Genomic DNA, 25,516 nt, shown 5'->3' on the forward strand with positions numbered 1-25,516 from the left:
AGGACTGCATCAAGTGACCAGCAGACCATGGACGTTCAGAGCGGCAGCAGTGGGTGTGGCGCTCACAGCGGCAGCCGCCACGTTCTCGACCTTCGCGGTGGCGCAGGCCGCCGACGCCGGCGACCAGCCGGCCGCGGCCGCGAACCGGCAGGACCCGGCACCCGCCGGCGACGGTGCCGAGCACGAGCACGACCTGAAGGGCCCCCTGACCGACCGTCAGGAAGCCCAGCGCGAGGAGGCCCTCAAGAGGGTCATCTCGGGCGACGCCAAGGCCGTCAAGCGCGGCGGTTCGCAGGTCGTGAAGCTCCAGAACGGCAAGTACGTGGAGCTCGGCCGGGAGAAGACCGACGAGATCTTCACGATCCTCGTCGAGTTCGGCGACAAGGTGGACAGCCGCTACGGCGGCACCCCCGGCCCGCTGCACAACCAGATAGCCGAGCCGGACCGTGCCGAGGACAACAGCACGGACTGGAAGGCGGACTACAACACCAAGCACTACCAGGACCTCTACTTCGGCACCGGCAAGGGTGTCGAGTCGATGAAGAAGTACTACGAGAAGCAGTCCTCGGGCCGCTACTCTATCGACGGCACGGTCTCCGACTGGGTCAAGGTGCCCTACAACGAGGCCCGCTACGGCTCCAACAAGTGCGACCCCGACACCTGCGCGTGGAACGCCGTCGCCGACGGTGTCACCGCCTGGGTCGACGCCCAGAAGGCGGCCGGCAAGTCCGACGCCGACATCAAGTCCGAGCTGTCCGCGTACGACAAGTGGGACCGCAACGACTTCGACGGCGACGGCAACTTCAACGAGCCCGACGGCTACATCGACCACTTCCAGATCGTGCACGCCGGTGAGGACGAGTCCGCGGGCGGCGGCGCCCAGGGCGAGGACGCGATCTGGGCCCACCGCTGGTACGCCTTCGGCACGGACGCCGGCGCCACCGGCCCCACGGGCAACAAGATGGGCGGCGCGCAGATCGGCGACTCCGGCATCTGGGTCGGCGACTACACGATCCAGCCGGAGAACGGCGGACTCGGCGTCTTCGCCCACGAGTACGGCCACGACCTCGGTCTGCCGGACCACTACGACACGACCAACACGGCGGAGAACTCCACCGCGTTCTGGACGCTGATGTCCTCCGGCTCGTGGCTCGGCACCGGCAAGGACGCCATCGGCGACCTGCCCGGCGACATGACCGCCTGGGACAAGCTGCAGCTCGGCTGGCTGAAGTACGACACGGCGAAGGCCGCGAAGCGCTCCACCCACACGCTGGGCGTGGCCGAGTACAACACCAAGAAGGCCCAGGCGCTGGTGGTCGAACTGCCGAAGAAGGCGGTCACCACCGAGGTCGTCCCCCCGGCGCAGGGCGCCACCCAGTGGTGGAGCGGCAGCGCGAACAACCTCAAGAACACGCTGACTCGTTCCGTGGACCTGACGGGCAAGTCGGCGGCGACGCTGACCCTCGACGGGTACTACGACATCGAGACGGACTTCGACTACCTCTACACCGAGGTCTCCACCGACGGCGGCGCCAAGTGGACGGCGATCGACGGCACGGTCGACGGCGCCGCGATCCCGCGTGACGCCAGCGGCAGCCCCGCGCTGACCGGCACGTCGGCCGCGTACACGAAGCTGTCGTACCCGCTCGACGCCTACGCGGGCCAGAAGTTCGACCTGCGCTTCCGCTACTCCACCGACGGCGGCGTGGCCCAGAAGGGCTTCGCGGCGGACCGCGTCACCGTCACCGCCGACGGCTCCGCGGTCTTCTCGGACGACGCCGAGACCGCCGACGCCGCCTGGAAGTCCAACGGCTTCTCCCGTATCGGCGCGTCCTTCACCAACGACTACGCGCAGTACTACATCGCGGAGAACCGCCAGTACGTGTCGTACGACAAGACCCTCAAGGTCGGCCCGTACAACTTCGGTTTCGCGTCCACGCGTCCGTCGTGGGTGGAGCACTTCCCGTACCAGAACGGTCTGTTGATCTGGAAGTGGGACACCTCCCAGCGTGACAACAACGTCAGTCAGCACAAGGGCACCGGCCTGCTGCTGCCGGTGGACGCGCACCCGACGGCGCTGAAGTGGGGCGACGGGACGCTGATGCGCAACCGCATCCAGTCCTACGACTCGGCGTTCAGCTCGTACCGGACGGACGGTCTCACGCTGCACAAGGCGGACGTCGCGACGAAGATCAAGTCGCAGCCGGGCAACCGGATCTTCAACGACCGCACGAACACGTACTACGACCCGGCCAACCCGACCGGGGGTGTCAAGATCACTGACACCAACACGAAGATCGCGATCGTCAAGGAGCCCCGCGATGGCTCGACGATCACTGTGAAGGTCTCCGCCGCGAAGTAACAAGAGACGTTTTCGCAGGTCAAACCATGATCGGCCGCGACCCCCTGGCGGGTCGCGGCCGATCGTGTTTAGGTGCGTCCTGTGACTCTCTTATTGACACCGGATCTCGCGGGGGTATGACCGAATGGCCGCAGGAGGCTTCTGCAAGCTGCCGAACGGCACCGTCGTGGTGGCGCTGAACCTGCCCAGACCGCTGGCCGCGGGCAGTGGTCCGGTGCGGGTGCTGGTGCATGCGCACAATCGCGCCCGCGCGTTGACGCGGCTGCGCAATCTGGGGTTGCGGGCGGTGTATCTGCGCGGCAACGGGCAGCCTCCGACGCCTGACGAGATCACCGCGGTTCTGCACCATCCGGATGGGCTCATATGGCGTGCGGTGCCGGGGGTGGATGCGCTTGCGTCTGAGCTCTGGCATCCCATTCGTACGTTGATTCGGCGGGCTGCCGCGCCGCTGTAGGGGGCGTCAGCCCCCGATTAGGGGGCCGGGGGCCGGGGGCCGTGTGGGGTGGCCGTGGGTCGGTCGGGCCGTTTGCGCCGTTCCCCGCGCCCCTGAGTGGGAGGGGTGGGGGCCCGTGTGTGGGGTGGCCGTGGGTTGGGCGGGCCGTTTGCGCCGTTCCCCGCGCCCCTGCGGAGCGCCCCTGGAGGGCGCCTTTAAAGGGGCGGCCCCGCCGGGGTTAGACCACCGGCTTGCCGGTTAGTTCTACGCCTGCTTCTCGTAGGGCGTCCAGGGCCTGCGTCGTGGTGTCCGGGGCCACGCCCGCCGTCAGGTCCAGCAGGATCTGGGTGCGGAAGCCCTCCCGGGCGGCGTCCAGGGCCGTCGCCTTCACGCAGTGGTCCGTGGCGATGCCCACCACGTCGACCTCGGTGATCTCCCGCGTGCGCAGCCAGTCGCCGAGCGAGACGCCGTTCTCGTCGGTGCCCTCGAAGCCGCTGTACGCCGCCGAGTACGCCCCCTTGTCGAAGACGGCGTCGATCGCGCCGGAGGCGACCGCCGGCGCGAAGTTCGGGTGGAAGCCCACCCCCTCCGTGCCGGCCACGCAGTGCGCGGGCCAGGAGTGGACATAGTCGGGGTTGTCCGCGAAGTGACCCCCGGGGGCGATGTGGTGGTCGCGGGTCGCCACCACGTGGCGGTAGCCGGCCGGGGCCTGCCCGATCAGCTCCGTGATCGCGGCGGCCACATCCGCCCCGCCGGGCACCGCGAGGCTGCCTCCCTCGCAGAAGTCGTTCTGGACGTCTACGACGATCAGGGCGCGGCGCATGGGCGGTGTCCTTCGGTTCGGCATCGGCGCTCCGCGGCGGAGGCCAGTGGTGTCGTGCGGGCCGGTGGGGGCGGTCGCGCCCACGTGGCGCAGCCGTACTGGATTCGGGCCCGCGCCCCCGAGGGGCGCGGTTCGTTGCCGTTGCCCTTCCCGGCTTACCGGCCGTTCACTCCAGTACGGGCCCAGTACAGGCCCGTGTGTCTCACACGTACTCGGTCGCGATGACGGGCTCGCCCCGCGACAGCTGGGTCGCCGAGAGGGGCAGGTTCGCGCGGGCCCGGGCGTGCCGGTCGCGTACGACGTCCAGCGGCTCGCGGGCGACGACCTGGCCGCCCTTGACGAGCCGCACCTGGAGCAGGCTGTCGGCGAGCTCCGCCGGGACCGGCCCCGTGCCGATCACCTCGGTCTCGGCGACCCCGTACTCGTCGAGCCGCCGCGCGGCCCACTTGCGGCCGCCGATGGACGTCTTGCCGCCCGAGGACTTCTTGGCCACCGGCAGGAGCGGAGCCTTCGGGTCCGCCGACTCGGCGCGCGCGACGATCTTGTAGACCATCGAACACGTCGGGTGGCCGGAACCCGTCACCAGCTGCGTGCCCACCCCGTACGCGTCCACGGGCGCCGCGGCCAGCGAGGCGATCGCGTACTCGTCCAGGTCCGAGGTCACGATGATCCGGGCCTTCGTGGCGCCCAGCTCGTCCAGCTGCTGCCGTACCCGGTGCGCCACGAGCAGCAGGTCACCGGAGTCGATGCGGACGGCGCCCAGCTCGGGCCCGGCCACCTCGACGGCCAGCCGTACGGCCTCGGCGACGTCGTACGTGTCGACGAGGAGCGTGGTGCCCCGGCCCAGCGAGTCCACCTGGGCGCGGAAGGCGTCCCGCTCGGTGTCGTGCACGAGGGTGAAGGCGTGGGCGGACGTGCCGACCGTCGGAATGCCGTAGCGGAAGCCCGCGGCCAGGTCGGAGGTGGTGGTGAAGCCGCCGACGTACGCCGCGCGGGACGCCGCCACCGCGGCCAGCTCGTGGGTGCGCCGGGCGCCCATCTCGATCAGCGGGCGCCCGCCGGCGGCCGAGGCCATCCGCGAGGCGGCTGCCGCGATGGCCGAGTCGTGGTTGAGGATGGAGAGGATCACGGTCTCCAGGAGCACGCACTCCGCGAAGGAGCCCTCGACCCGCAGGACCGGCGACCCGGCGAAGTACACCTCGCCCTCCGGGTAACCCCAGACGTCGCCGCCGAAGCGGTACGAGGCCAGCCATTCGAGCGTCGGTTCGTCCACGACGTTCCGCTCGCGCAGGAAGCCGATGACGTCCGCGTCGAAGCGGAAGTTCTCCACCGCGTCCAGGACCCGCCCGGTTCCGGCCACGACGCCGTAGCGGCGGCCCTCGGGGAGCCGGCGGGTGAAGACCTCGAAGACCGAACGCCGGTCGGCCGTGCCGCCCTTGAGAGCGGCCTGCAGCATGGTCAGCTCGTAGTGGTCCGTGAAGAGCGCTGTCGAGGGCACATCCACCGGCAGCCCTAGGTCCGCAGTGTTCATGACGGAGATGCTACCCCTATCTCGTCACTCTGACGATTTCTAGGTTCTGTGATGTGCGGCTCCCTCGCGATGCGCACGATGTGCGGCTCCGTTTGGCCGGGCACCCGCCTGTGGTGGCAGCATGGGCCGTGTGACGGCTCCCGCACCCCTAGAGACCGAGAAGACCGAGTCGGCTGAGGAGGTCTTCGCCGTAACCGAGCCCGACGTTCCCTGGGTGACCATCGTCCACAACGACCCGGTCAACCTGATGAGCTACGTGACCTATGTCTTCCAGTCGTACTTCGGGTACTCGAAGGACAAGGCCACCAAGCTGATGATGGACGTGCACCAGAAGGGCCGGGCCGTTGTCTCCAGCGGCACCCGTGAGGAGATGGAGCGCGATGTGCAGGCCATGCACGGCTACGGTCTGTGGGCCACCCTCCAGCACGACCGGAAATGACGCACCCGACGGCGACCCGGCCGGACGCCGTGAGACCGGACACCGCACCACCGGACACCGCAGGACCGGCACCCGCCCGACGCCGGCGCAGTACCCGACGCCCGCGCAGTACTGGAAGTAGCGACGCAACCTGATGCCAGGACACTTCGAACCGCTCCCCGGCGGCGGCGCGGCCGTCGCGCTCGACGAGGTCGAGATCTCCATCATCCGCTCCCTCGCCGTACAGCTCCTGGAGCTCATCGGGCCGGGCCCCGGCGGGGAGGTCTCCGACGACCCGCTCGCCGAACTCTTCGCGGAGGGACCGAGCGAGCCGCCCTCGGACCCCGTGCTCAAGCGCCTCTTCCCGGACGCGTACAGCGGCCCCGACGTCGAGGCCACCTCGCCCGAGCAGGCCGAGGAGCAGCGCGCGTACTCCTCGGAGTTCCGCCGTTTCACCGAGAACGACCTGCGCGCGGGCAAGCGGGACAACGCCCTCGTGGTGATCCGCTCCCTGGACGGCGTCGCGGCCACGGGGGAGGGGGGAGCGGTCCTGAAGCTGACGTCCGAGGAATCGAAGCAGTGGCTCAGCTGCCTCAACGACCTGCGCCTCGCGATCGGCTCCCGGCTGGACGTCGTCGACGAGGAGGACACGGACCTCCTCTACCGGCTCCCCGACGAGGACCCGCGCAAGCCGATGGTGATGGCGTACCTCTGGCTCGGCGGGCTGCAGGAGACGTTGGTCGAGACCTTGATGCCATGACGCGGAACCGTCGATGACGGAGCCTCGCATGTTCGCTCAGCGGACGCTCAAATCCGGATAACGATCACATCACCACCCGGGCCTGCAATGGGGGCCCGGGTGTCGTATGTCCGCTTCTTCTTGTGGCATGCGCTACAAGCGGCGCCGATGACGGGTGTCGCGGCCGTGATAAATCTTCACGATCGCTCGGCGGGACACCACCCATCGTCCTGCCGGGTGCGCCACTGATCCGGCAACAGCCGGCCAGGCACGCACGGCCTCGGGGAGGCCGTGCGGCGGGCTCGGGGAGCCCGCTCGACTCCAGTAATCCGGGGGGATTCGGACACCGGACCGGAGCCGACGAAGGCTCGGACCGGCATGGAGAAAGGCGCATCAGACATGACCTCGGTGCAGGTCGGTAAGCACGACGACGAGCGGGGCGGCAACGGCGCCGCCGACGGCGACGCCCCCGAAGAGGGCTACGAACGCGGGCTCGGCAGCCGTCAGGTCCAGATGATCGCGATCGGCGGCGCCATCGGCGTCGGCCTCTTCCTGGGAGCCGGGGCGAACATCGCCAAGGCGGGCCCCAGCCTCATCCTCATGTACGCCCTCGCGGGCGTCATCATCTTCTTCATCATGCGGGCCCTGGGAGAGCTGCTGCTCTACCGCCCGGTCTCGGGCTCCTTCGCGGAGTACTCCCGGGAGTTCCTCGGCCCGTTCTTCGGCTACTTCACCGGCTGGACGTACTGGCTGATGTGGGTCGTCACCGGCATGGCGGAACTCACCGCCGCCGCGATCTACGTCCACTACTGGTTCCCGCAGATCCCGCAGTGGGTCACGGCCCTGGCCTTCCTGGTCCTGCTCTTCGTGGCCAACCTGATCTCCGTCAAGCTCTTCGGCGAGATCGAGTTCTGGTTCTCGATGGTCAAGGTCACCGCGCTCATCGGCATGATCGTGATCGGCCTCGGCGTGCTCACCTTCGGCTTCAGTTCCGCGGGCGACACCGCCGACGTGTCCAACCTCTGGGCCTTCGACGGCTTCTTCCCCAAGGGCATCGGCTCGTCCCTGATGACCCTCCAGGGCGTGATGTTCGCCTACCTGGCCGTCGAACTCGTCGGCGTCACCGCGGGCGAGTCCGAGAACCCGGAGAAGACCCTCCCCAAGGCCATCAACACACTGCCCTGGCGCATCGCCCTCTTCTACGTCGGCGCGCTCACGGTCATCCTCTGCGTCGTGAAGTGGACGGAGTTCGCGCCGGGCGTGAGCCCCTTCGTCGCCGCCTTCGCGAAGATCGGCATCCCGGCGGGCGCCGGCATCGTCAACTTCGTCGTGCTGACGGCGGCCCTGTCCTCCTGCAACTCCGGCATGTACTCCACGGGCCGCATGCTGCGCACCCTGGCGGACAACGGCGAGGCCCCGAGGATCTTCAACAAGCTGTCCAGCACCAGGACGCCCGCGTTCGGCATCACCGTCTCCGTCCTCTGCATGGGCATCGGCGTGATCCTGAACTACGTCGTCCCGGAGAAGGCCTTCGGCTACGTCGTCTCGGTGGCCACCGCGGCCGGCATCTGGACCTGGCTCATGATCCTCATCAGCCACATCCGCTACCGGCGGGCCGTCGACGCGGGCCGCCTGCCCGCCTCGCCGTTCCCGGCGCCCGGCGGCTCGAAGTTCAGCTGGGTCGCGGTCGCGTTCCTGCTCTTCGTCACCTGCCTCATCGCGTACGACGCCGACTCCCGCGTCTGCCTGTACGTGATGGCCGGCTGGGCCGCCGCGCTGGGCATCGGCTGGGCCGTGCTGAAGTCGCGGAACCCCGAGGTCACCGAGCGCCGCGAGCCGGAGTTCGCGAAGGCCGACTGACGAGGCCCCGCCGGTCCCGATCCGGTCCCGCTCCGTCGGTCCTGCTTCGGTTCCGCCCCGTCGGTCCGGCCCCGAGCCCGCTCCGCCCCGGCGGCGCGGCCTTCGGCGCCCAGCATGTGGGCAGCCCCGTACCACTCTGCGGTACGGGGCTGCCGTCTGCCTATCCTGGCCCCATGCTGACCATCACCCAGGCCCTCGTCGACCAGATCGTCGCGCACGCGCGCCAGGACCATCCCGACGAGGCGTGCGGCGTGATCGCGGGCCCGGAGGGCACCGGCCGTCCCGAGCGCTTCGTCCCCATGCTGAACGCGGCGATGTCACCCACGTTCTACGAGTTCGACTCGGGGGACCTGCTCAAGCTGTACCGCGAGATGGACGACAACGACGAGGAACCGGTCGTCGTCTACCACTCCCACACGTCCACCGAGGCCCACCCCTCCCGTACGGACATCTCCCTCGCGAGCGAGCCGAACGCCCACTACGTCCTCGTCTCGACCGCCGACACCGACGGGCTCGGGGACTTCCAGTTCCGCTCGTTCCGGATCGTGGGCGGCGAGGTCACGGAGGAGGAGGTCACGGTGGTGGAGGCCTACTGAGGCCGGCGGATTCAGCCGTATCCCATACTTCGGTCAGAATTCATCCACTATCTGAGATCACATTCCGGGACCCGGACCGGGAATCGATACGATGAGCCCATGGTTTCCCACGACGTGAGCGACAAGACGCCGGGCATGCTGCTCGTGGCGCGGCTGCACGTCGACCTGTGCCGGCTGCAGAGCGCCATCTGTACGCGCTGAACCCTGCCGCCGCACGGCCGTGAGAGCCACGGCCGCGCGAGGCCGCGGTGGCATCCCCCGCCCTCCGGGCGCACTCCCCGCATCCCATCCCTGCCGCACCGCCTCGCGCACGCACTCCACCCAGGCCCGAATCGCCTTCCGACTTCCGCTTTCCGACAGGAGCACGCAACCATGGCCATCGAGGTCCGCATCCCCACCATCCTCCGCACCTACACCGACGGCCAGAAGGCGGTCGAGGGCGGCGGGGAGACCCTTGCCGCGCTCTTCGCCGACCTCGAAAGCCGCCACACGGGCATCCAGGCCCGCATCGTGGACGGGGGCGAACTGCGCCGCTTCGTGAACGTGTACCTGAACGACGAGGACGTCCGCTTCCTCGACGGCATCAACACCAAGCTCACCGACGGCGACAGCGTCACCATCCTGCCGGCCGTCGCCGGCGGCATGGTCTGACCGGGCTGCCGGGCTCTGATCGCCGATGCGCTACGACTCCCCGCTGGCCGCGGTGGGCAACACCCCCCTGGTGTGCCTGCCGCGGCTCTCGCCGTCCGCCGACGTCCGTATCTGGGCGAAGCTCGAGGACCGCAACCCGACCGGCTCGGTCAAGGACCGCCCCGCGCTCCACATGGTCGAACAGGCCGAGAAGGACGGCCGGCTGACCCCCGGCTGCACGATCCTCGAACCGACGTCCGGCAACACCGGCATCTCGCTCGCCATGGCCGCGAAGCTCAAGGGCTACCGCATGGTGTGCGTCATGCCCGAGAACACCTCGCAGGAGCGGCGGGACCTGCTCGGCATGTGGGGCGCCCGGATCATCCCCTCCCCGGCGGCCGGCGGTTCCAACACGGCGGTGCGCGTGGCGAAGGAACTGGCCGCCGAGCATCCCGACTGGGTGATGCTCTACCAGTACGGCAACGCCGACAACGCGGGCGCGCACTACGCGACCACGGGCCCCGAGATCCTCGCCGACCTGCCGTCCGTCACGCACTTCGTCGCCGGGCTCGGCACCACCGGGACGCTGATGGGCGTGGGCCGGTTCCTGCGCGAGCACAAGCCCGACGTGAAGATCGTCGCGGCCGAGCCGCGCTACGACGACCTCGTCTACGGTCTGCGCAACCTCGACGAGGGCTTCGTACCGGAGCTGTACGACGCGTCCGTCCTGACCACGCGCTTCTCGGTCGGCTCGGCCGACGCGGTGACCCGCACGCGGGAGCTGCTCCAGCAGGAGGGCATCTTCGCCGGGGTGTCCACAGGGGCCGCGCTGCACGCCGCGATCGGGGTCGGCCGCAAGGCCGTGCAGGCGGGCACGCCCGCCGACATCGTGTTCGTCGTGGCCGACGGCGGCTGGAAGTACCTCTCGACGGGTGTCTACACGGCGGAGACGACCGAAGAGGCGATCGCCACGCTGCAGGGGCAGCTCTGGGCGTAGCCCTGCCTCCCCTGTCGCGCTGCGCGCTCCCGCGCGGTTCCCGCGCCCTGTTAGGGGCGCGGGGAACCGCGCACGGCAAGGGTTCCGGGGCGCAGCCCCTAGTCGGTGACGGGAACGGGTAGGGGCGGCGGGGGCGAGGAAGCGCCCTAACCGACCAGGTGGCGGACCTGCTCCCAGACCCGCGCGTCCACCTCCCCGACCCGCCGCCGGAACTCCCGTACCGGCACCCCCCGCAGCTCACCCGTCTCCAGGAAACTCTCGCGCCCCCGCGCGTCCCCCACCGACCCCGCGGGCAGCGCGATGACGCCGCCCCGCCCGTCGTCGTGGTACTTCGTCGTGATCTTCGCGACCACGGCCTTGCGCCCCCGCACCGACAGGACCAGGCAGGGCCGGTCCTTCGCCCCAGGCCCGTCCTCGAACGGCACGTTCGCCCACCAGATCTCGGCCGGCCGGGGCCCTGCCGAGCGCCGGCCTTCGTCGGCCCGCCCTGGCGGTCGCCGAGTGGGACCCTCCGCGGGCCGCTGCCCCGGACGCCGCGCGGGACGCCGCCGAGCGGACGGCTTGCGCCCCCGCCCGTACCCGTCCACGAACGTCGCCACGGCCGCGAGCAGCACCACGGCCGCCAGCGCGAGCCACCACGACATGTTCATGCGTACGACGGTACCCGGCACGCCCGAACCCACGCCCGCGCGCCCCCGAACCGGTGACACCGCAGGTGAGTTCCCCCACAACGGCCCTCGACAAAGGAGCGACCCGCCCTTTCGCGCCTTACGCTCGACGGACCGTAAGACCCCTGTCACGACCCCCGTCTTCACTCCCCGCCCGCGGAGGTTTCCGCTCTATGAAGCTCACCGTCGTCGGCTGCTCGGGGTCGTTCCCGTCCGCGGAATCGGCCTGTTCGAGCTACCTCGTCGAGGCCGACGGCTTCCGGCTGCTTCTCGACATGGGCAACGGTGCCCTTGGCGAGCTGCAGCGCCACTGCGGTCTCTACGACCTCGATGCGATCTTCCTCAGCCACCTGCACGCCGACCACTGCATCGACATGTGCGCGTACTTCGTCGCGCGCTACTACCGCCATGAGGGCGGTCGCTGCGATCCGATCCCGGTCTACGGACCCGAGGGCACGGAGCAGCGCCTGACCACCGCGTACGCGGACACCCCCTCCGCCTCCTCCATGAGCGAGGTCTTCGACTTCCACACGGTCAAGCCGGGTTCCTTCGAGGTCGGCCCCTTCTCGGTGCACACCGAGAAGGTCAGCCACCCCGTGGAGGCGTACGGCATCCGCGTGGAGCACGGCGGGCGGTCGCTGACCTACTCCGGGGACACGGGTGTGTGCGACACGCTCGACGAACTGGCCCGGGACACGGACCTGTTCCTCTGCGAGGCCGCGTTCACGCACGGCAAGGAGAGCATCCCGGACCTGCACCTCAACGGCCGCGAGGCCGGCGAGACCGCGGCCAGGGCCGGGGCGCGCCGCCTCGTCCTCACCCACATCCCCCCGTGGACGGACCCCCAGGCGAACCTGGACCACGCCCGCGAGGTCTTCCCCGGCCCGGTCGAACTGGCGGTGCCGCGCACCACGTACGACATCTGAGGCCTCGGCCACGACGGGGGTTCCCGCCCCGCCCCGTGAACGCGGAATTCCCGGACTGCCCGCGGGCGGTCCGGGAATTCCTTGACGTCGAGGAGGGCCTCGGGGCTACTTGGCTTCCGCCTTCTGCAGCTCGGCGAGTTCCTCGTCCGACTCACGGCCCGGAGTCGGGAGATTGAACTTGATGATCGCGAAGCGGAAGACCGCGTAGTAGACGACCGCGAAACACAGACCCACCAGGACGAGGCCCCACGGGTTGGTGGCGATGCCCAGGTTGAGGCCGAAGTCGACCGCGCCGGCCGAGAAGCCGAAGCCGTCCTTCATGCCCAGCGCCCAGGTCAGCGCCATGGAGACACCGGTGAGGACCGCGTGGATCGCGTACAGGACCGGCGCGATGAACATGAAGGTGAACTCGATGGGCTCGGTCACGCCCGTGACGAACGAGGTCAGCGCCAGGGAGAACATCATGCCGCCGATGACCTTGCGACGCTCGGGGCGGGCGCAGTGGACGATGGCGAGGCAGGCCGCGGGCAGGGCGAACATCATGATCGGGAAGAAGCCGGTCATGAACTGTCCGGCGGTCGGGTCACCGGCCAGGAAGCGGGAGATGTCACCGCTCTTGCCCTCGTACTCACCGGCCTGGAACCAGGGGAAGGAGTTCAGCAGGTGGTGCATGCCGATCGGGATCAGCGCGCGGTTGGCGACACCGAAGATGCCGGCGCCGACAGCGCCCGAACCGACCAGCCACTCACCGAAGTTGTGCAGACCGGTGCCGAGGACCGGCCAGATGTAGCCGAAGACGATGCCGAGCAGCAGTCCCGCGAAGGCGGACAGGATCGGGACCAGGCGGCGACCGCTGAAGAAGCCCGCCCAGTCGGGCAGCTTGGTGCGGTGGAAGCGCTGGTAGAGCAGGGCCACCACGATGCCCATGACCACACCGCCGAGGACCTTGGCGTCCACGGGCGCGTCGACCATGACGACCTTGCCGTCGACGGCCTTCGCCACCTGCGGCAGGTTCTTGTCGGTGAACGTGGCCAGCACGTTCTTGAAGACGAGATAGCCCGTGACCGCGGCGAGGGCCGTGGAGCCGTCCGACTTCTTCGCGAAGCCGATGGCGATGCCCACGGCGAACAGCAGCGCCATGTTGTCGAGGATCGCGTTGCCGCCCGCCGCCATGAAGCCGGCGATCTTGGTGATGAACGCCGGGAACGACTCGCGACCGAGCATGTCGGTGTTGCCGAGACGCACCAGGAGCGCCGCCGCGGGCAGGACGGCGACCGGGAGCATGAGGCTGCGGCCGATGCGCTGCAGAACAGCCATCGCGCCGGCACCCTTCTTGTTCGCCGCGGGAGCGGCGCTGGCCGTGGACACAACTTCCTCCTGGGTGTCCCCCCGGCCGTGTCGGGCCGGGGGAGGGCAGAGCGCCGCCGGCGGACAGGGAAAAGGGAGACGGCAGCGTCTTCGGGGAACGCGGTCGATGACCACGTGGTCTACACCACTCAGTGGTGTAGACCTGTTGTAGCACGGTGAAGGTGAGATAAGGAACCCGCCGGTTTCATGGCCCCGGCCATAGCGGGAGGGAACGCTCAGATCGTTATGAACGCGGCGTCCGTGCGCGCCGAAGGGCCCCCGGACCGGTCGTCCGGGGGCCCTTCGCGGAGCGGAACGCGGGCCTCCCGCCCGCACGCCTGTGCGTCCACCTCAAGGCCTGCGCCTGTGCTTGTGCTGGTGCTTGTGCCTACGCCTACGCCTTCGTCACGTCCTCGACCTCGTCCTCCGGCTCCCGCCCCGGCGTCCGCAGGTCGAACTTCGTGATCGCGAAACGGAAGACCACGTAGTACACGACCGCGAAGCACAGGCCGATCGGGATGATCGCCCAGGGTCTCGTGGCGAGGTTCCAGTTGATGACGTAGTCGATCAGACCGGCCGAGAAGCTGAAGCCGTCGTGCACCCCGAGCGCCCAGGTCACCGCCATGGACACCCCGGTGAGCACCGCGTGGATCGCGTACAGCAGCGGTGCGATGAACACGAACGAGTACTCGATCGGCTCGGTGATGCCCGTGACGAACGAGGTCAGCGCGATCGACAGCATCAGCCCGCCGATCTCCTTGCGGCGATGCGGCTTCGCACAGTGCGTCATCGCCAGACACGCGGCCGGCAGCGCGAACATCATGATCGGGAAGAACCCGGACGTGAACTGGCCCGCGTCCGGATCGCCCGCCAGGAACATGTTGATGTCACCGTGCACCACCGACCCGTCCGGCTTGGTGAAGCTGCCGAACTGGAACCAGATGGGCACGTTCAGGAACTGGTGCAGCCCGATCACCAGCAGCGCCCGGTTGGCGATACCGAAGACACCCGCGCCCCACGCGCCCAAGCTCACCAGCCAGTCGCTGAAGTCCTCCAGGCCCCGGCCGATCGGCGGCCACACCCACAGACACAGCGCGGCGAACGCGATCGCCACGAACGCCATGATGATCGGCACCAGCCGGCGGCCGTTGAAGAAGCCGAGCCAGTCGACGAGCCGCGTGCGGTGGTAGCGCTGCCAGAAGTAGGCCGACATCAGCCCGATGGCGATACCGCCGAACACTCCCGGATTCTGATACGTGAAGACCGCCACCGTGCCGTCCTGCGCCTGGCAGCCCGCCGCCACCGCCTTCGCCTGGTCCGCACAGTCCTGCGGGAACTGCCGCAGGACGCTGTAGTAGACGAGGAAGCCCGCCGTGGCCGCCAGCGCCGTCGAACCGTCCGCCTTCTTCGCCATCCCGATGGCCACGCCGACGCAGAACAGCAGCGGCAGACCGAGCGAACCGTCGAGCAGCGCGCCGCCCGCGCCCGCCATCACCTTCGAGACGTTCGTCCAGCCCAGGCCGTCCGCCCCGAACACGTCCGGCTGCCCCAGCCGGTTGAGGATGCCCGCCGCCGGCAGTACCGCGATGGGCAGTTGAAGGCTGCGGCCCATCTTCTGCAGACCCTGGAACAGATCGCTCCACCGGGAGCGCGCGGGCACGGCCGCGCTGTCGGCACTCATGGGTGTCCTCCTGCGTCCCAGGTTTGGTGGCCGCCGAAAACTGGTGTAGACCAGTCAGCGAACGATGTGTGAACGGTTCTCGCTGTCGTGATCGCCATCATTCGGCAGCGGCGACGTGGCCGCTCGCGAAGATGGGCCAACTGTGGGTTACTGCGACAAAGCGCTGCGACAAAGCGGTTCGGATCAGGGAGAAGGACATGGCCAGCAAGGCTGAGAAGATCGTCGCCGGGCTCGGTGGCATCGACAACATCGAAGAGGTCGAGGGCTGCATCACCCGGCTGCGCACCGAGGTCGTCGACCCGAGCAAGGTCGACGAGGCCGCCCTGAAGGCCGCGGGCGCCCACGGCGTCGTCAAGATGGGCACCGCGATCCAGGTCGTCATCGGCACCGACGCCGACCCGATCGCCGCCGACATCGAAGACATGATGTAACTGCCGGGACCCGTACCGACGTCTCACCCGGTCACCCGGTCACCCGGGCAAGGGGCCGCTTCCGTAACGGGGGCGGCCCCTCACCCGTATACGACTAGGCTCTTCGCCATGTCTCGTATCGACGGCCGCACGCCCGAACAGCTCCGCCCGATCACCATCGAACGCGGCTGGAGCAAGCACGCCGAGGGCTCCGTCCTCGTCTCCTTCGGCGACACGAAGGTCTTCTGCACCGCCTCCGTCACCGAAGGCGTCCCGCGCTGGCGCAAGGGCAGCGGTGAAGGCTGGGTGACCGCCGAATACTCCATGCTTCCCCGCGCCACCAACTCCCGTGGCGACCGCGAGTCGGTCCGCGGCAAGATCGGCGGCCGTACCCACGAGATCAGCCGGCTCATCGGCCGCTCCTTGCGCGCGGTCATCGACTACAAGGCACTCGGCGAGAACACCATCGTCCTGGACTGCGACGTCCTCCAGGCCGACGGAGGCACCCGCACCGCCGCCATCACCGGCGCCTACGTCGCCCTCGCCGACGCCGTCACCTGGGCCCAGGGCAAGAAGCTCATCAAGGCCAACCGCCAGCCACTCACCGGCACCGTCAGCGCCGTCTCCGTCGGCATCGTCGGCGGCCTCCCCCTCCTCGACCTCTGCTACGAGGAGGACGTCCGCGCCGACACCGACATGAACGTCGTCTGCACCGGCGACGGCCGCTTCGTCGAGGTGCAAGGCACCGCCGAGGCCGAGCCGTTCGACCGCGACGAGCTCAACTCCCTGCTGGATCTGGCCGTTCTGGGCTGCACGGAACTCGCTGTCGCCCAGCGCGCCGCGCTTGATACGGTCCTCGAAAGGTAAAGGGCGTACCAAGAAGGTCGCGGGTCGCGGGCAACCACGGCACCGGTGGTCGCGTCCTCACAGGTGCGGGCGAACGGCACACCACCGTCTTGCCCGGCCAGCACCACACGGGGGCCCTGAGGCCTACGAAACGGGGCCCTCGGGGGCCTGACACGGGAGGACCGTTCCATGGCCGCGAGCCGCCGCCGACCACGCCGTATCACCGCCGTCGCCGCAGCAGTGGCAGCCGTCGCGCTGACGGCCGGGCTCACCACCGGCTGCGACGCCGTCAACAAGGCGCTCGACTGCGTCCAGACCGCAGACACGATCGCCGACAGCGTCACCGACCTCCAGCAGGCCGTGGAGAACGCGGGCGACGACCCCACCCAGGCGGACGAGGCACTCGACTCGATCGACAAGAACCTCGACACCATCGGCGACAAGACCGACGACACCGACATCAACAAGGCCGTGGACGACCTCCAGAAGGCGGTCGGCAACGTCCGCGACTCCATCAACAGCGGCGACGCGACCCCCGACATCAGCCCCGTCACCGACGCGGCGGGCGAGCTCACCAAGGTCTGCACGCCCTGACGGCGGCGGCACCGTCCGCCTGGCTAGGGTGAGCGGCATGAGCCGCCTGATCCTCGCCACGCGCAACCCCGGAAAGATCACCGAGCTGAGGGCGATCCTCGCCGCCGCAGGTCTGCAGCACGACCTCGTCGGCGCGGACGCCTACCCGGAGATCCCCGACGTCAAGGAAACCGGCGTCACCTTCGCCGAGAACGCCCTGCTCAAGGCCCACGCCCTGGCCAGGGCCACCGGGCTCCCGGCCGTCGCCGACGACTCCGGCCTGTGCGTCGACGTACTCGGCGGCGCCCCCGGCATCTTCTCCGCCCGCTGGGCCGGCACCCACGGCGACGACCGCGCCAACCTCGACCTCCTCCTCGCCCAGCTCGGTGACATCGCCGACGGACACCGCGCCGCCCACTTCGCCTGCGCCGCCGCCCTCGCCCTGCCCGACGGCACCGAGCGAGTGGTCGAGGGTCAGCTGCGGGGCACCCTGCGCCACGCACCCGCCGGCGCCCACGGCTTTGGCTACGACCCGATCCTCCAGCCCGACGGCGACACCCGCACCTGCGCGGAACTGACCCCCGACGAAAAGAACGCGATCAGCCACCGCGGCAAGGCGTTCCGAGGACTGGTACCGGTGGTGAGAGAACTGCTGGGCTGAACCGCGGCCCTCTGGGCTGAGCCCCGGGGAACTTCGGGGCTTACCCCATCTCCCCGTACGGACGCATCGACACCCGGGCGTCCAGAGCGATGCCGTTCGCGCCCGCGGGCGACGGCAGGCGCAGTGTCTTGTCGAGCACCAGTCCCAGCGGGCCGCAGCCCGATGTCCCCGGCACCGCAAAGCGGTTGTCCTCCACTCCGAAGCCGACGACCAGCGGGTCCGGCGTGACGACCCTCGGCGGATCCGTCTCCAACAGCACCAGATGGACCGGGTCCGCCCCGCTGCCTATCGAGCAACCGGGCGGCACCCCGGGTCCGGATATCAGGAACGTCAGATCCAGCTCACCGCGCCGCTCGTCGTTCGACTGGAAGTCGGAGGAACCGCCGTACCGAGGCGTGATCGACAGCGGTGTACCCCCAACGTGCAGGGGAACGGCGGCCATCGTGCCGAACACCTGCCGGAACTCGCCGTCCACCGTGCCCTCCGCGAACGTGATCGCCAGCGGTCGGCCGTCCGGTATCTCGACGGCGAGCCGGCCGAGCCTGAGATGCCCGGTGGCCGTCATCGCCTCGCAGCGCCACTTCGCCGGATCGGCGCCCGGTGGCAACTCGGAAAGGGCGGGGCAGTCCTGGAAGCCGCGCGCTTCCGCACTTGTGCCCGTGCCGGGGGAGGGGGAGCGACCGACCCCGGCGTGAGCGGGCACCGCCGCCGCGCCCACGCCGGCGGCGAGGGCCAAGGCGAACAGCGCCGTCGCGATACGTCGGACACGCAACATGAAAACCCCCAGGTGAGCGATACGGACCAGGCGGCGGGTCGCCGCCCCCGCGCTCCCTCAAGGATTGCAGCCATTTCTCTGCAATGGAAGGTCTGCAGAGAAAATTCTGCAGAAGTACCTCTGCAGAGATATGGCTGTGTGCGAGGTAGGCTTGCGTCATGAGCGACGAAGGTGAGCCGCAGCCCGCACTCGCGCCGACGGAGCCGGTATGGGAGGCGGGCGGCGAGCGCCGAACCGTCAGCGACCCCGCCGCCCTCAAGGCGCTCGCCCACCCACTGCGGCTGAGGGTCCTCCGTCACCTCGCCGTATCGGGTCCGGCGACCTCCACGACCCTTGCCGCCGCGCTCGGGGAGAACACCGGCACGCTCAGCTATCACCTGCGGCGGCTGGAGAACGGCGGCTTCATCGAGGACGTACCGGAGCGGCCCAACAGCCGTGAGCGCTGGTGGCGGGCGGTGCGCGGACTCGACGTACGCAGGCCCGCGCAGGACGAGATGACCGACGGTGAGCGGGCGGTCGCGGGCGCCCTGGACCGTATGCGGCTGGACGAGGACATCGAGTTGGCCCGGCGGTTCACGGAGGGGCAGGGTGAGTCGGACGGCTGGATGCGCGGCTCCCGCGGCCTCAGTCACCTCACCAAGGACGAGGTGACCGCGTTCCACGACGCGTACCTGGACCTGCTGACCCGCTTCGCCCGGGGCCCGGAGGACGCTCCGCCGGACGCGAAGCCGGTGCTGCTCCGGTGGTTCGCGCTGCCTGCCGAGTGAGGGCTCGGCGTGCCGAAGGCCCGGCTCGCGGAGTGCGAGCCGGGCCTTCGGCCTTGATGCGCCCGGTCGGATTCGAACCGACAGACACGACCACCTAAAGATCGCCGCTCAGCCCTTGGCGTACGGGCGCAAGAACCGCGTCCTACTCTACTGGCCGAGGTCGACTACTGGTGAGGAGAGGCCGACTACGAGTGTCACCGGCGGCCTCCTCGGCACCAAGTGCTGGTGACCGAATGACAGTTCGGGCACAGCAGGCGGAGGTTCTCGGGCCGGTCGTCGGTCCAGTCGCCACTGATGTGATCGATCTCCAGTGTCATCGGATCGCCGAGCCACTCCGGCCCGGTCCCACACTCGACGCATTCCTCTGGTACGCCGGATTCGAGCAGCGCTCGGCGGAGGAGTGACGTTCTCGTGCGACGCCCGCGACTGTGCTTGACGAGCAGGTCCTCCGGCCGTTTCAGGGGTGTCGGCCCGGGCTTCCCGCGTTGGTGCGCCTGTCCGAGGAAGTGCGCGGTGTCGATGCCGTATTCGTTGGTCAACTGGGTAAGTAGTGATCGCATCCGCGAATTGTCCGGGCACATCAAAGTGCGAAGAACTCCCGCAACGGATATGGACTGCGCGACCGCTTGTCGCAGTTCACTCTCGCTCGGCAGATCGTGGGAACCACGCGGGCGCCTGCGGGGGAAGTGCGAGATGTCGATTTCGAAGTGCTCGAATCGTTTGTAGAGGTGAATGCTGAGCTTGCCGTAGGGCTTGGTGCCGAAGAAGGCGATGACCTCGTCGATGTCCGAGCACTGTTCGGCAGCCTGGGCCAATCGCTCGCGGGTGTACCGCACAGGACTGCTCACTGGACGCTGCCCAACGCACGCCCCTTGGAGCGGCCCCGGTAACTGTCCGTCGTGGAGTGGCAGTTGGGGCAGAGGAGTCGAAGATTCCCGATGCGGTTGTCACGCCAGTTGCCGTCGATATGGTCGACTTCCAAGGGGAGCGGGCGTCCCCGCCAGACCGGATCGGTACCGCAGCGTGCGCAACATTCTCTTACTCCCGTGGCCGTCATCGCCCCTCGAATGCGGTTGCTCGGGATGCGCCGGGCATGAGCGCCCGTCTGCTCGACGAGCAAGGCCTCTGGTGTCCGAGGGCGTCTGACCTCTCCTCGCCGGGACGGTGCCTGGAAGTGCGAGGTATCGATACCGAAGGCCCTGACCCTGCGGCTGATGTGCGTATGGTGCCCGCCGACGACCTCAAGGCCAAGGCGGCGTAGTACGTCACACATGTTCGTCGAAGCCGAGACCGCGGCTTCGAGGATCTCTCGGGTCCACCGCGCTCCTTCGCGCTCGAAGTGTGAAGTGTCCACCCCGAACTTCTTCATGCGCGTATGCACGTACCGCCGCGTCGCGCTCCTCGGATCCACCCCCAACCTCCCCAACGCCTCCGACAGAGTCCGTGACGTACTCGCCGCCTCTTCCAGGCGTTCCTTGGTGTATGGGCTGACCGGCATGATTCCCCTCCGTCCCGGCCGCGTGTTCGCCGCCTCGTACGGAGTAACGGATCGTTTATCGGATGGTCACGTTCGGAATGCGGAACGGCCCGCGCCGCTTTCGCGGGCGGGCCGGAAGGGTGGGGAGTGGGTGCTCCCGGGGCTTACGTCCGCGGGCTCAGATCTCCAGGTCCTTGATGATCTTCGCTACGTGGCCCGTCGCGCGGACGTTGTACAGGGCCCGTTCCACCTTGCCCTCCTCGTCCACCACGATCGTGGAGCGGATCACGCCCATGTACGTCTTGCCGTAGTTCTTCTTCTCGCCGAAGGCGCCGTACGCGTCCAGGACCTTCTTGTCCGGGTCGCCGACCAGTGTGACCTTCAGGTTCTCCTTGTCGCGGAACTTGGCGAGTTTCGCCGGCTCGTCGGGGGAGACTCCGATGACGTCGTAGCCGGCGCCCGTCAGCAGGTCCAGGTTGTCGGTGAAGTCGCAGGCCTGCTTGGTGCAGCCTGGAGTGAGGGCCGCGGGGTAGAAGTAGACGATGACCTTGCGGCCCTTGTGGTCGGCAAGGGACACCTCGTTGCCGTCGGCGTCGGGCAGGGTGAAGGCGGGGGCGGTGTCGCCGGGCTGGAGTCGCTCGCTCATCTCGGTTCGGTCTCCTTGCGAGGTGGTGGATACGGAACCGAGCGTAATGGGGGTGCCGAGCGGTGACCGGCGGGTGAAGCTGACAGACTGTCGACCAGAGACACGGCCGACAGGAACAGGCCAAGGAAACGCAACGACCACGACCACGGAGGCAGCGCGTGTCTGACACGTCGAGCACGCCGGACACCAGGACTCCGGCGCAGATCGAGGCGGACATCAAACGCCGTCGCGAAACCCTCGCCGAGACGCTCGACGAGATCGGTGTGCGGGTGCACCCGAAGACCATCGTCGGGGATGCCAAGGCCAAGGTGGCGTCCAGCGTCGACCACACCCTCGGACGTGCCTACGTCGGCGTCAACCGCGTCGTCGACGATGTGAAGGGCCAGTTCGTCACGGAGGACGGGCAGCCGCGGCTGGACCGCATCGTGCCTGTGGCCCTCGTGGTGGTCGGCGTCGTCGGACTGCTCACCCTGGGCCCGCGGCGCGCCAAGCGCCGCAGGCGCTGAACCGGGCCGAACCCTTCCGTACCCCACCCGCGTACGAGTGGCGCGAAGGCAGGTAAATTCGGACCGTGAGCGCCAAGAGGACTGAGCCCAGCAGCCCGCACGACAAGCTGCCCATCCGGATGCTGCACGACCGCGTGCTCGTGCGGCAGGACGCCGCCGAGGGCGAACGCCGGTCGGGCGGCGGCATCCTGATCCCCGCGACCGCGGCGGTGGGCCGGCGGCTCGCCTGGGCCGAGGTCGTGGCGGTCGGGCAGAACGTACGGACGGTGGAGCCGGGCGACCGGGTGCTGTACGACCCGGAGGACCGCGCCGAGGTCGAGGTGCGCGGCACCGCGTACGTGCTGATGCGCGAGCGGGATCTGCACGCCGTCGCCGCGGACCGGTTCGAGGGGTCCGAGGACTCCACGGGCTTGTACCTCTAGACACCTCTGGACACGGCGGAAGCGCTGCAAGGAAGGGGCTGGTGACCATCGTCACCAGCCCCTTCCGGTTGTGACCGGCCCTCCACCCCACCGCCCTTGCTACCTTTTAGGCATCCCGACGAGACGCGCCGTACCGGGAGAGTCGGAAGACCGCACGCAAAGACGACGCACCCCTGTTGATTCCTTCACGGAGGTGCCTGATGGCCTGGGTCCTGCTCGTCGTCGCCGGTCTGCTCGAAGTCGGCTGGTCGGTCGGTATGAAGTACACCGAGGGGTTCACGCGGCTCGTGCCCAGCGTGCTCACCGGCGCCGGCATCGTCGCCAGCATGCTGCTGCTGTCGTACGCGGCGAAGACGCTGCCCATCGGTACCGCGTACGGCGTCTGGGTGGGCATCGGCGCGGCCGGGGCCGCGGTGTACGGCATGGCGGTCCTCGGTGAACCGACGACCGCCGCCCGCATCTTCTTCGTCTGCCTGCTGCTGGTGGCCGTGGTCGGCCTGAAGGCGACCTCCGGCCACTAGGGCCTGCCGGCCACCGGTGCCTGCCGGCCTGCTGGGGCCTACCTGGCAGGCCCCAGCAGCCGGTTACGGGAAGTCGCCGAACGTCGTTCCCGTGCTGCCGTCCGTGCCCTCCGTCGTCGTCCCGCCGTCGGTCGTGCCGCCGCCGGTCGTCGGGCCGCCCGTGCCGGTGGTGCCGCCGTCCGTCGTCGTGCCTCCGCCGCCGGTGGTCGTACCGCCGCCGGTGCCGGTGGTGCCGCCGTCCGTGGTGGTGCCTCCGCCGCCGGTGGTCGTACCGCCGGTGTCGGTGGTGCCCCCGTCGCCCGTGGTGCCGCCGTTGTCCTGGCCCTCGGTGGCCGGGGTCTCCTCGCCGCCGGTGGTCGTGCCGCCGTCCCCGGTGGTGCCCCCGTCGGTGCCGGTCGTCGCGTCCTCGTCGGAGTCGGGCGGCGGGAGTTCCTGCTCGTCGGCGCCGTCCTGGAGGTTCAGGTCGAAGTCCTTGACCGCGACCCCCTTCAGCGCGGCCTTCGTGTACTGGGCCCAGATCTGCGCCGGGTACCCGCCGCCGTTGATACGCGCCTGTCCGAGCGCCCCGTACAGCGACTTGTGGGCGCCGGTGTCGGGGTCCTGGCCCATCACGGCGACGACCGTGGCGAGGTTCGGGGTGTAGCCCGCGAACCAGGCCGCCTTGTCGTCCTCGGCGGTGCCCGTCTTGCCCGCCACGGGGCGCCCGGCGGCCTTCGCCGCCGTACCCGTGCCGCCCTCGACGACGCTCTGCAGGATCGAGGTCGTCGTGTCGGCGGACTCCCGGCTGACGGCCTGCTCGGTCTTCTCGTCCGGCAGCTTCACGTCCTCGGAGCCGTCCTTGGTGACCTTCTCGATCATCGTGTACGTGCCGTGCTTGCCGTGGTTGGCGAGGGTCGCGTACGCCTCCGCCATGTCCAGGACACTCGCGGTGGCGGTGCCGAGCGCGATGGACGGGGACGCGTTCAGGTCGGGGGTGTCGGCCGGGACGCCGAGGTCGACCGCGGTCCGCTCGACCTTCGCGGAGCCGACGTCCACGGCCATCTGCGCGTACACCGAGTTCACGGACTTGTCGGTGGCGGTACGGACCGGGATCTGGCCGTACGAGACCTGGTCCTCGTTCTCCGGGGCGTACGTGCCGCCGTCCCAGCCCTGCACGGGCCGCTTGTTCGTGCCGTCGTAGACGGTGTTCGGGGTGATCGTGCGGCCGTCCTGGGTGACCGAGTCGTTCTGCACGGCCGAGGTGAACACGAACGGCTTGAAGATGGAGCCGACCTGGTAGTCCCGGCGCGTGGCGTTGTTGTAGTACTGCTTCGTGTAGTCGATGCCTCCGTACATCGCGAGGACCTTGCCGGTCTTCGGGTCGATGGAGGCGCCGCCCGCGCGGACGTAGTTGTCGACCTTGCGGTTCTTCTTGTCGAGTTCGTCCATCACCTGGTCGTCGACGGCCTTCACGAAGGCGTCCTGCTTGGGCTTCTGCAGGGTGGTCGTGATGCGGTAGCCGCCCGCGTTCAGCGCGTCCTCACTGAGGATCTTGTTGTCGGCGAGGTAGTCGTTGACGGCCTTGACGATGTAGCCGCGCTGGCCCGACATGCCGGCCGCGACCACCGTCTCCTTGGGCGCGGGGAACTTGACGCCGGCCCGGTCCGACTCGCTGATCCACTTCTTCTTGACCATGCCGTCGAGAACGTAGTTCCAGCGGGCGAGCGCGGCCGGCTTGTTCTCGGGGTGCGCGACCACGTCGTACTCGCTCGGCGCGTTCAGGAGCGCCGCCAGGTAGGCGCCCTGCCCGGCCGACAGGCTCTTGGCGTCGACGCCGTAGTAGGCCTGGGCGGCGGCCTGGATGCCGTACGCGTTGCGGCCGAAGTAGCTGGTGTTCAGGTAGCCCTCAAGGATGTCGTCCTTGCTCTTCTCGCGGTCCAGCTTGATGGAGATGAAGAACTCCTTCACCTTCCGCGTGACCGTCTGCTCCTGAGCCAGGTAGTAGTTCTTCACGTACTGCTGGGTGATCGTCGAACCGGACTGCTTGCCCTTGCCGGTGGCGGTGTTCCAGCCGGCGCGGAGCATCGCCTTGGGGTCGACCGCGGACTCGGTGTAGAAGTCGCGGTCCTCGGCGGCGAGCACCGCGTGCTGGGCGTCCTTGGAGATCAGGGAGAGGTCCACGTTCTCGCGGTTGACCTCGCCGTCGCGGGCGAGCTGGCTGCCGTCCGCGTACAGGTAGACGTTGCTCTGCTTGATCGCGGTCGCGTTCGCCGACGGGATCTGCACCAGGTAGTAGCCGAGCGCGAAGACGCCGACGATCAGCAGGATCACGCCGACGAACGTGCCGAGCACCATCCGCCAGGTCGGGATCAGCCGCTTCCAGCCGGTGCGCTTGGGCCGCTTGGTCTTCTTGGCCTTCTTGGTCTTCGTGGTGCCGTCCCGCGCGTCCGCCGGCTCGTCCTGTGCGTCCGGGTCGTCCGGTGCGTCCGTCGTCCCGTCCGACGCGACCGGTACCTCCTGCGTCTCACCCGATCGGCCCGATCGGCCCGATCCGCCCGGCCCGCCCGATCCGCCCGAAGCGGCCGATGCGGCCGGCGCCTTGTCCGGTCCCGTGTCCCGTGCCGTGTCCGGCGCGGGGTCCGGCCCGGTGTCCGGTGCCGTTTTCGACGCCTTGCCGGGTGTGTCCGACGCGGAGTCGGGGTCCCTCGGTGCCCAGCCCTCGCTCGGCTGCTGCGGCTGGTCGTTCATCTTCTGCCGTGCTCCCGTTTCACGTCGTACATCTGGTACGCCCTCGTACGCCTGCTGCGCCCTCCCTTGAAGACTGTCCCACCCGGTGAATCGTTCCCGGTGCGTGGCACGCGTCCCAGGAGAAAATGGCTGGCACGCGGTACCGGACCGGGACTAGGCTCCAGCGCTTTGGCT

Annotated in this window: 28 protein-coding genes, 1 tRNA gene and 1 riboswitch; of the genes, 18 read left to right on the top strand and 11 right to left on the bottom strand. The window is 69.2% G+C overall.

All coding sequences use genetic code 11. The features are described 5' to 3' along the window. Positions 1-13: 13 nt before the first annotated feature. Both K3769_RS26880 and K3769_RS26885 read left to right on the top strand, forming a co-directional pair. Positions 14-2,362, top strand: coding sequence for an immune inhibitor A domain-containing protein (locus K3769_RS26880; RefSeq protein WP_267028855.1), 2,349 nt, complete (start codon positions 14-16; stop codon positions 2,360-2,362). A gap of 124 nt (positions 2,363-2,486) precedes the next feature. Further along, a complete protein-coding gene (locus K3769_RS26885; protein WP_267028856.1) occupies positions 2,487-2,816 on the top strand; it encodes a hypothetical protein in 330 nt (109 codons plus the stop codon). Between the two features lie 217 nt (positions 2,817-3,033). Here K3769_RS26885 and K3769_RS26890 read toward each other — a convergent pair whose 3' ends face one another. Beyond that, positions 3,034-3,618, bottom strand: coding sequence for a nicotinamidase (locus tag K3769_RS26890; protein WP_267028857.1), 585 nt, complete (start codon positions 3,616-3,618; stop codon positions 3,034-3,036). A gap of 202 nt (positions 3,619-3,820) precedes the next feature. Beyond that, positions 3,821-5,149 (bottom strand): nicotinate phosphoribosyltransferase, encoded by a 1,329-nt coding sequence (locus K3769_RS26895; RefSeq protein WP_267028858.1) that lies wholly within the window; start codon positions 5,147-5,149, stop codon positions 3,821-3,823. 121 nt (positions 5,150-5,270) lie between these two features. On the opposite strand from K3769_RS26895, the gene clpS reads away from it, so the two are divergent. The 7 genes from clpS (at position 5,271) to K3769_RS26925 (ending at position 10,389) form a co-directional block, all read left to right on the top strand. Continuing rightward, positions 5,271-5,588 (top strand): ATP-dependent Clp protease adapter ClpS, encoded by a 318-nt coding sequence (gene clpS, locus K3769_RS26900; protein WP_267028859.1) that lies wholly within the window; start codon positions 5,271-5,273, stop codon positions 5,586-5,588. Between the two features lie 133 nt (positions 5,589-5,721). Beyond that, the gene (locus K3769_RS26905) at positions 5,722-6,327 is read left to right on the top strand and encodes a DUF2017 domain-containing protein (RefSeq protein ID WP_267028860.1); all 606 of its coding nucleotides are present in this window, start codon (positions 5,722-5,724) and stop codon (positions 6,325-6,327) included. A gap of 378 nt (positions 6,328-6,705) precedes the next feature. Continuing rightward, positions 6,706-8,166 (top strand): amino acid permease, encoded by a 1,461-nt coding sequence (locus tag K3769_RS26910; RefSeq protein ID WP_267028861.1) that lies wholly within the window; start codon positions 6,706-6,708, stop codon positions 8,164-8,166. Between the two features lie 173 nt (positions 8,167-8,339). Next, the gene (locus tag K3769_RS26915; protein WP_267028862.1) at positions 8,340-8,762 is read left to right on the top strand and encodes a M67 family metallopeptidase; all 423 of its coding nucleotides are present in this window, start codon (positions 8,340-8,342) and stop codon (positions 8,760-8,762) included. A gap of 99 nt (positions 8,763-8,861) precedes the next feature. Beyond that, complete coding sequence (locus tag K3769_RS41185) at positions 8,862-8,963, top strand: putative leader peptide (RefSeq protein WP_313904860.1); 102 nt, start codon at positions 8,862-8,864, stop codon at positions 8,961-8,963. 171 nt (positions 8,964-9,134) lie between these two features. Beyond that, positions 9,135-9,413, top strand: coding sequence for a MoaD/ThiS family protein (locus K3769_RS26920; RefSeq protein WP_189775146.1), 279 nt, complete (start codon positions 9,135-9,137; stop codon positions 9,411-9,413). Positions 9,414-9,438: 25 nt separating this feature from the next. After that, a complete protein-coding gene (locus tag K3769_RS26925; protein ID WP_267028863.1) occupies positions 9,439-10,389 on the top strand; it encodes a PLP-dependent cysteine synthase family protein in 951 nt (316 codons plus the stop codon). Positions 10,390-10,535: 146 nt separating this feature from the next. Here K3769_RS26925 and K3769_RS26930 read toward each other — a convergent pair whose 3' ends face one another. Next, a complete protein-coding gene (locus tag K3769_RS26930; RefSeq protein ID WP_267028864.1) occupies positions 10,536-11,039 on the bottom strand; it encodes a type II toxin-antitoxin system PemK/MazF family toxin in 504 nt (167 codons plus the stop codon). Positions 11,040-11,230: 191 nt separating this feature from the next. Between K3769_RS26930 and K3769_RS26935 the strand changes: the two genes are divergently transcribed. After that, a complete protein-coding gene (locus K3769_RS26935) occupies positions 11,231-11,983 on the top strand; it encodes an MBL fold metallo-hydrolase (protein WP_267028865.1) in 753 nt (250 codons plus the stop codon). A 105-nt stretch (positions 11,984-12,088) separates the two neighbouring features. On the opposite strand, the gene K3769_RS26940 is transcribed toward K3769_RS26935, so the two are convergent. After that, positions 12,089-13,351, bottom strand: a complete 1,263-nt coding sequence (locus tag K3769_RS26940) for a PTS transporter subunit EIIC (protein ID WP_267028866.1) — start codon at positions 13,349-13,351, stop codon at positions 12,089-12,091. Positions 13,352-13,724: 373 nt separating this feature from the next. Beyond that, positions 13,725-15,011, bottom strand: coding sequence for a PTS transporter subunit EIIC (locus K3769_RS26945; protein ID WP_267028867.1), 1,287 nt, complete (start codon positions 15,009-15,011; stop codon positions 13,725-13,727). 131 nt (positions 15,012-15,142) lie between these two features. Here K3769_RS26945 and K3769_RS26950 point away from each other — a divergent pair, with 131 nt between their 5' ends. The 4 genes from K3769_RS26950 to rdgB all read left to right on the top strand — a co-directional run bounded on the left by K3769_RS26950 (position 15,143) and on the right by rdgB (position 17,501). Then, entirely contained in the window at positions 15,143-15,442 is a 300-nt protein-coding gene (locus K3769_RS26950; RefSeq protein WP_107015989.1) for a PTS sugar transporter subunit IIB, read from the top strand. Positions 15,443-15,550: 108 nt separating this feature from the next. Beyond that, complete coding sequence (rph, locus tag K3769_RS26955; protein WP_267028868.1) at positions 15,551-16,288, top strand: ribonuclease PH; 738 nt, start codon at positions 15,551-15,553, stop codon at positions 16,286-16,288. A gap of 168 nt (positions 16,289-16,456) precedes the next feature. After that, complete coding sequence (locus tag K3769_RS26960) at positions 16,457-16,861, top strand: hypothetical protein (protein ID WP_267028869.1); 405 nt, start codon at positions 16,457-16,459, stop codon at positions 16,859-16,861. A 37-nt stretch (positions 16,862-16,898) separates the two neighbouring features. Continuing rightward, complete coding sequence (rdgB, locus tag K3769_RS26965) at positions 16,899-17,501, top strand: RdgB/HAM1 family non-canonical purine NTP pyrophosphatase (RefSeq protein ID WP_267028870.1); 603 nt, start codon at positions 16,899-16,901, stop codon at positions 17,499-17,501. A gap of 40 nt (positions 17,502-17,541) precedes the next feature. Here the strand turns inward: rdgB and K3769_RS26970 are convergent, their stop codons facing one another. Then, entirely contained in the window at positions 17,542-18,276 is a 735-nt protein-coding gene (locus K3769_RS26970) for a hypothetical protein (protein ID WP_267028871.1), read from the bottom strand. A 158-nt stretch (positions 18,277-18,434) separates the two neighbouring features. Between K3769_RS26970 and K3769_RS26975 the strand changes: the two genes are divergently transcribed. Next, positions 18,435-19,043: an ArsR/SmtB family transcription factor gene (locus K3769_RS26975; protein ID WP_267028872.1), complete on the top strand. Its 609-nt coding sequence runs from the start codon at positions 18,435-18,437 to the stop codon at positions 19,041-19,043. 57 nt (positions 19,044-19,100) lie between these two features. Here K3769_RS26975 and K3769_RS26980 read toward each other — a convergent pair. From K3769_RS26980 to bcp, 4 genes are all read right to left on the bottom strand, one after another. Further along, positions 19,101-19,173: transfer RNA gene (locus tag K3769_RS26980), tRNA-Leu, on the bottom strand. A gap of 64 nt (positions 19,174-19,237) precedes the next feature. Further along, on the bottom strand, positions 19,238-19,879 hold the full coding sequence (locus K3769_RS26985) for an HNH endonuclease (RefSeq protein WP_267028873.1): 642 nt from the start codon (positions 19,877-19,879) through the stop codon (positions 19,238-19,240). 8 nt (positions 19,880-19,887) lie between these two features. Next, positions 19,888-20,541 (bottom strand): HNH endonuclease signature motif containing protein, encoded by a 654-nt coding sequence (locus K3769_RS26990; RefSeq protein WP_267028874.1) that lies wholly within the window; start codon positions 20,539-20,541, stop codon positions 19,888-19,890. Positions 20,542-20,698: 157 nt separating this feature from the next. Further along, positions 20,699-21,166, bottom strand: coding sequence for a thioredoxin-dependent thiol peroxidase (bcp, locus tag K3769_RS26995; RefSeq protein ID WP_267028875.1), 468 nt, complete (start codon positions 21,164-21,166; stop codon positions 20,699-20,701). 158 nt (positions 21,167-21,324) lie between these two features. Here bcp and K3769_RS27000 point away from each other — a divergent pair, with 158 nt between their 5' ends. The 3 genes from K3769_RS27000 to K3769_RS27010 all read left to right on the top strand — a co-directional run bounded on the left by K3769_RS27000 (position 21,325) and on the right by K3769_RS27010 (position 22,615). Further along, positions 21,325-21,672, top strand: a complete 348-nt coding sequence (locus tag K3769_RS27000) for a DUF3618 domain-containing protein (protein WP_267028876.1) — start codon at positions 21,325-21,327, stop codon at positions 21,670-21,672. 119 nt (positions 21,673-21,791) lie between these two features. Then, positions 21,792-22,094: a GroES family chaperonin gene (locus tag K3769_RS27005; protein WP_052454563.1), complete on the top strand. Its 303-nt coding sequence runs from the start codon at positions 21,792-21,794 to the stop codon at positions 22,092-22,094. Between the two features lie 93 nt (positions 22,095-22,187). After that, a riboswitch (guanidine-III (ykkC-III) riboswitch) is annotated at positions 22,188-22,266 on the top strand. Positions 22,267-22,294: 28 nt separating this feature from the next. Continuing rightward, positions 22,295-22,615, top strand: a complete 321-nt coding sequence (locus K3769_RS27010) for a DMT family transporter (protein WP_189775160.1) — start codon at positions 22,295-22,297, stop codon at positions 22,613-22,615. Between the two features lie 63 nt (positions 22,616-22,678). On the opposite strand, the gene K3769_RS27015 is transcribed toward K3769_RS27010, so the two are convergent. Further along, a complete protein-coding gene (locus tag K3769_RS27015) occupies positions 22,679-25,342 on the bottom strand; it encodes a transglycosylase domain-containing protein (protein ID WP_267028878.1) in 2,664 nt (887 codons plus the stop codon). Positions 25,343-25,516: the final 174 nt, after the last annotated feature.

It is taken from the genome of Streptomyces ortus (assembly GCF_026341275.1).
GTDB lineage: Bacteria > Actinomycetota > Actinomycetes > Streptomycetales > Streptomycetaceae > Streptomyces > Streptomyces ortus.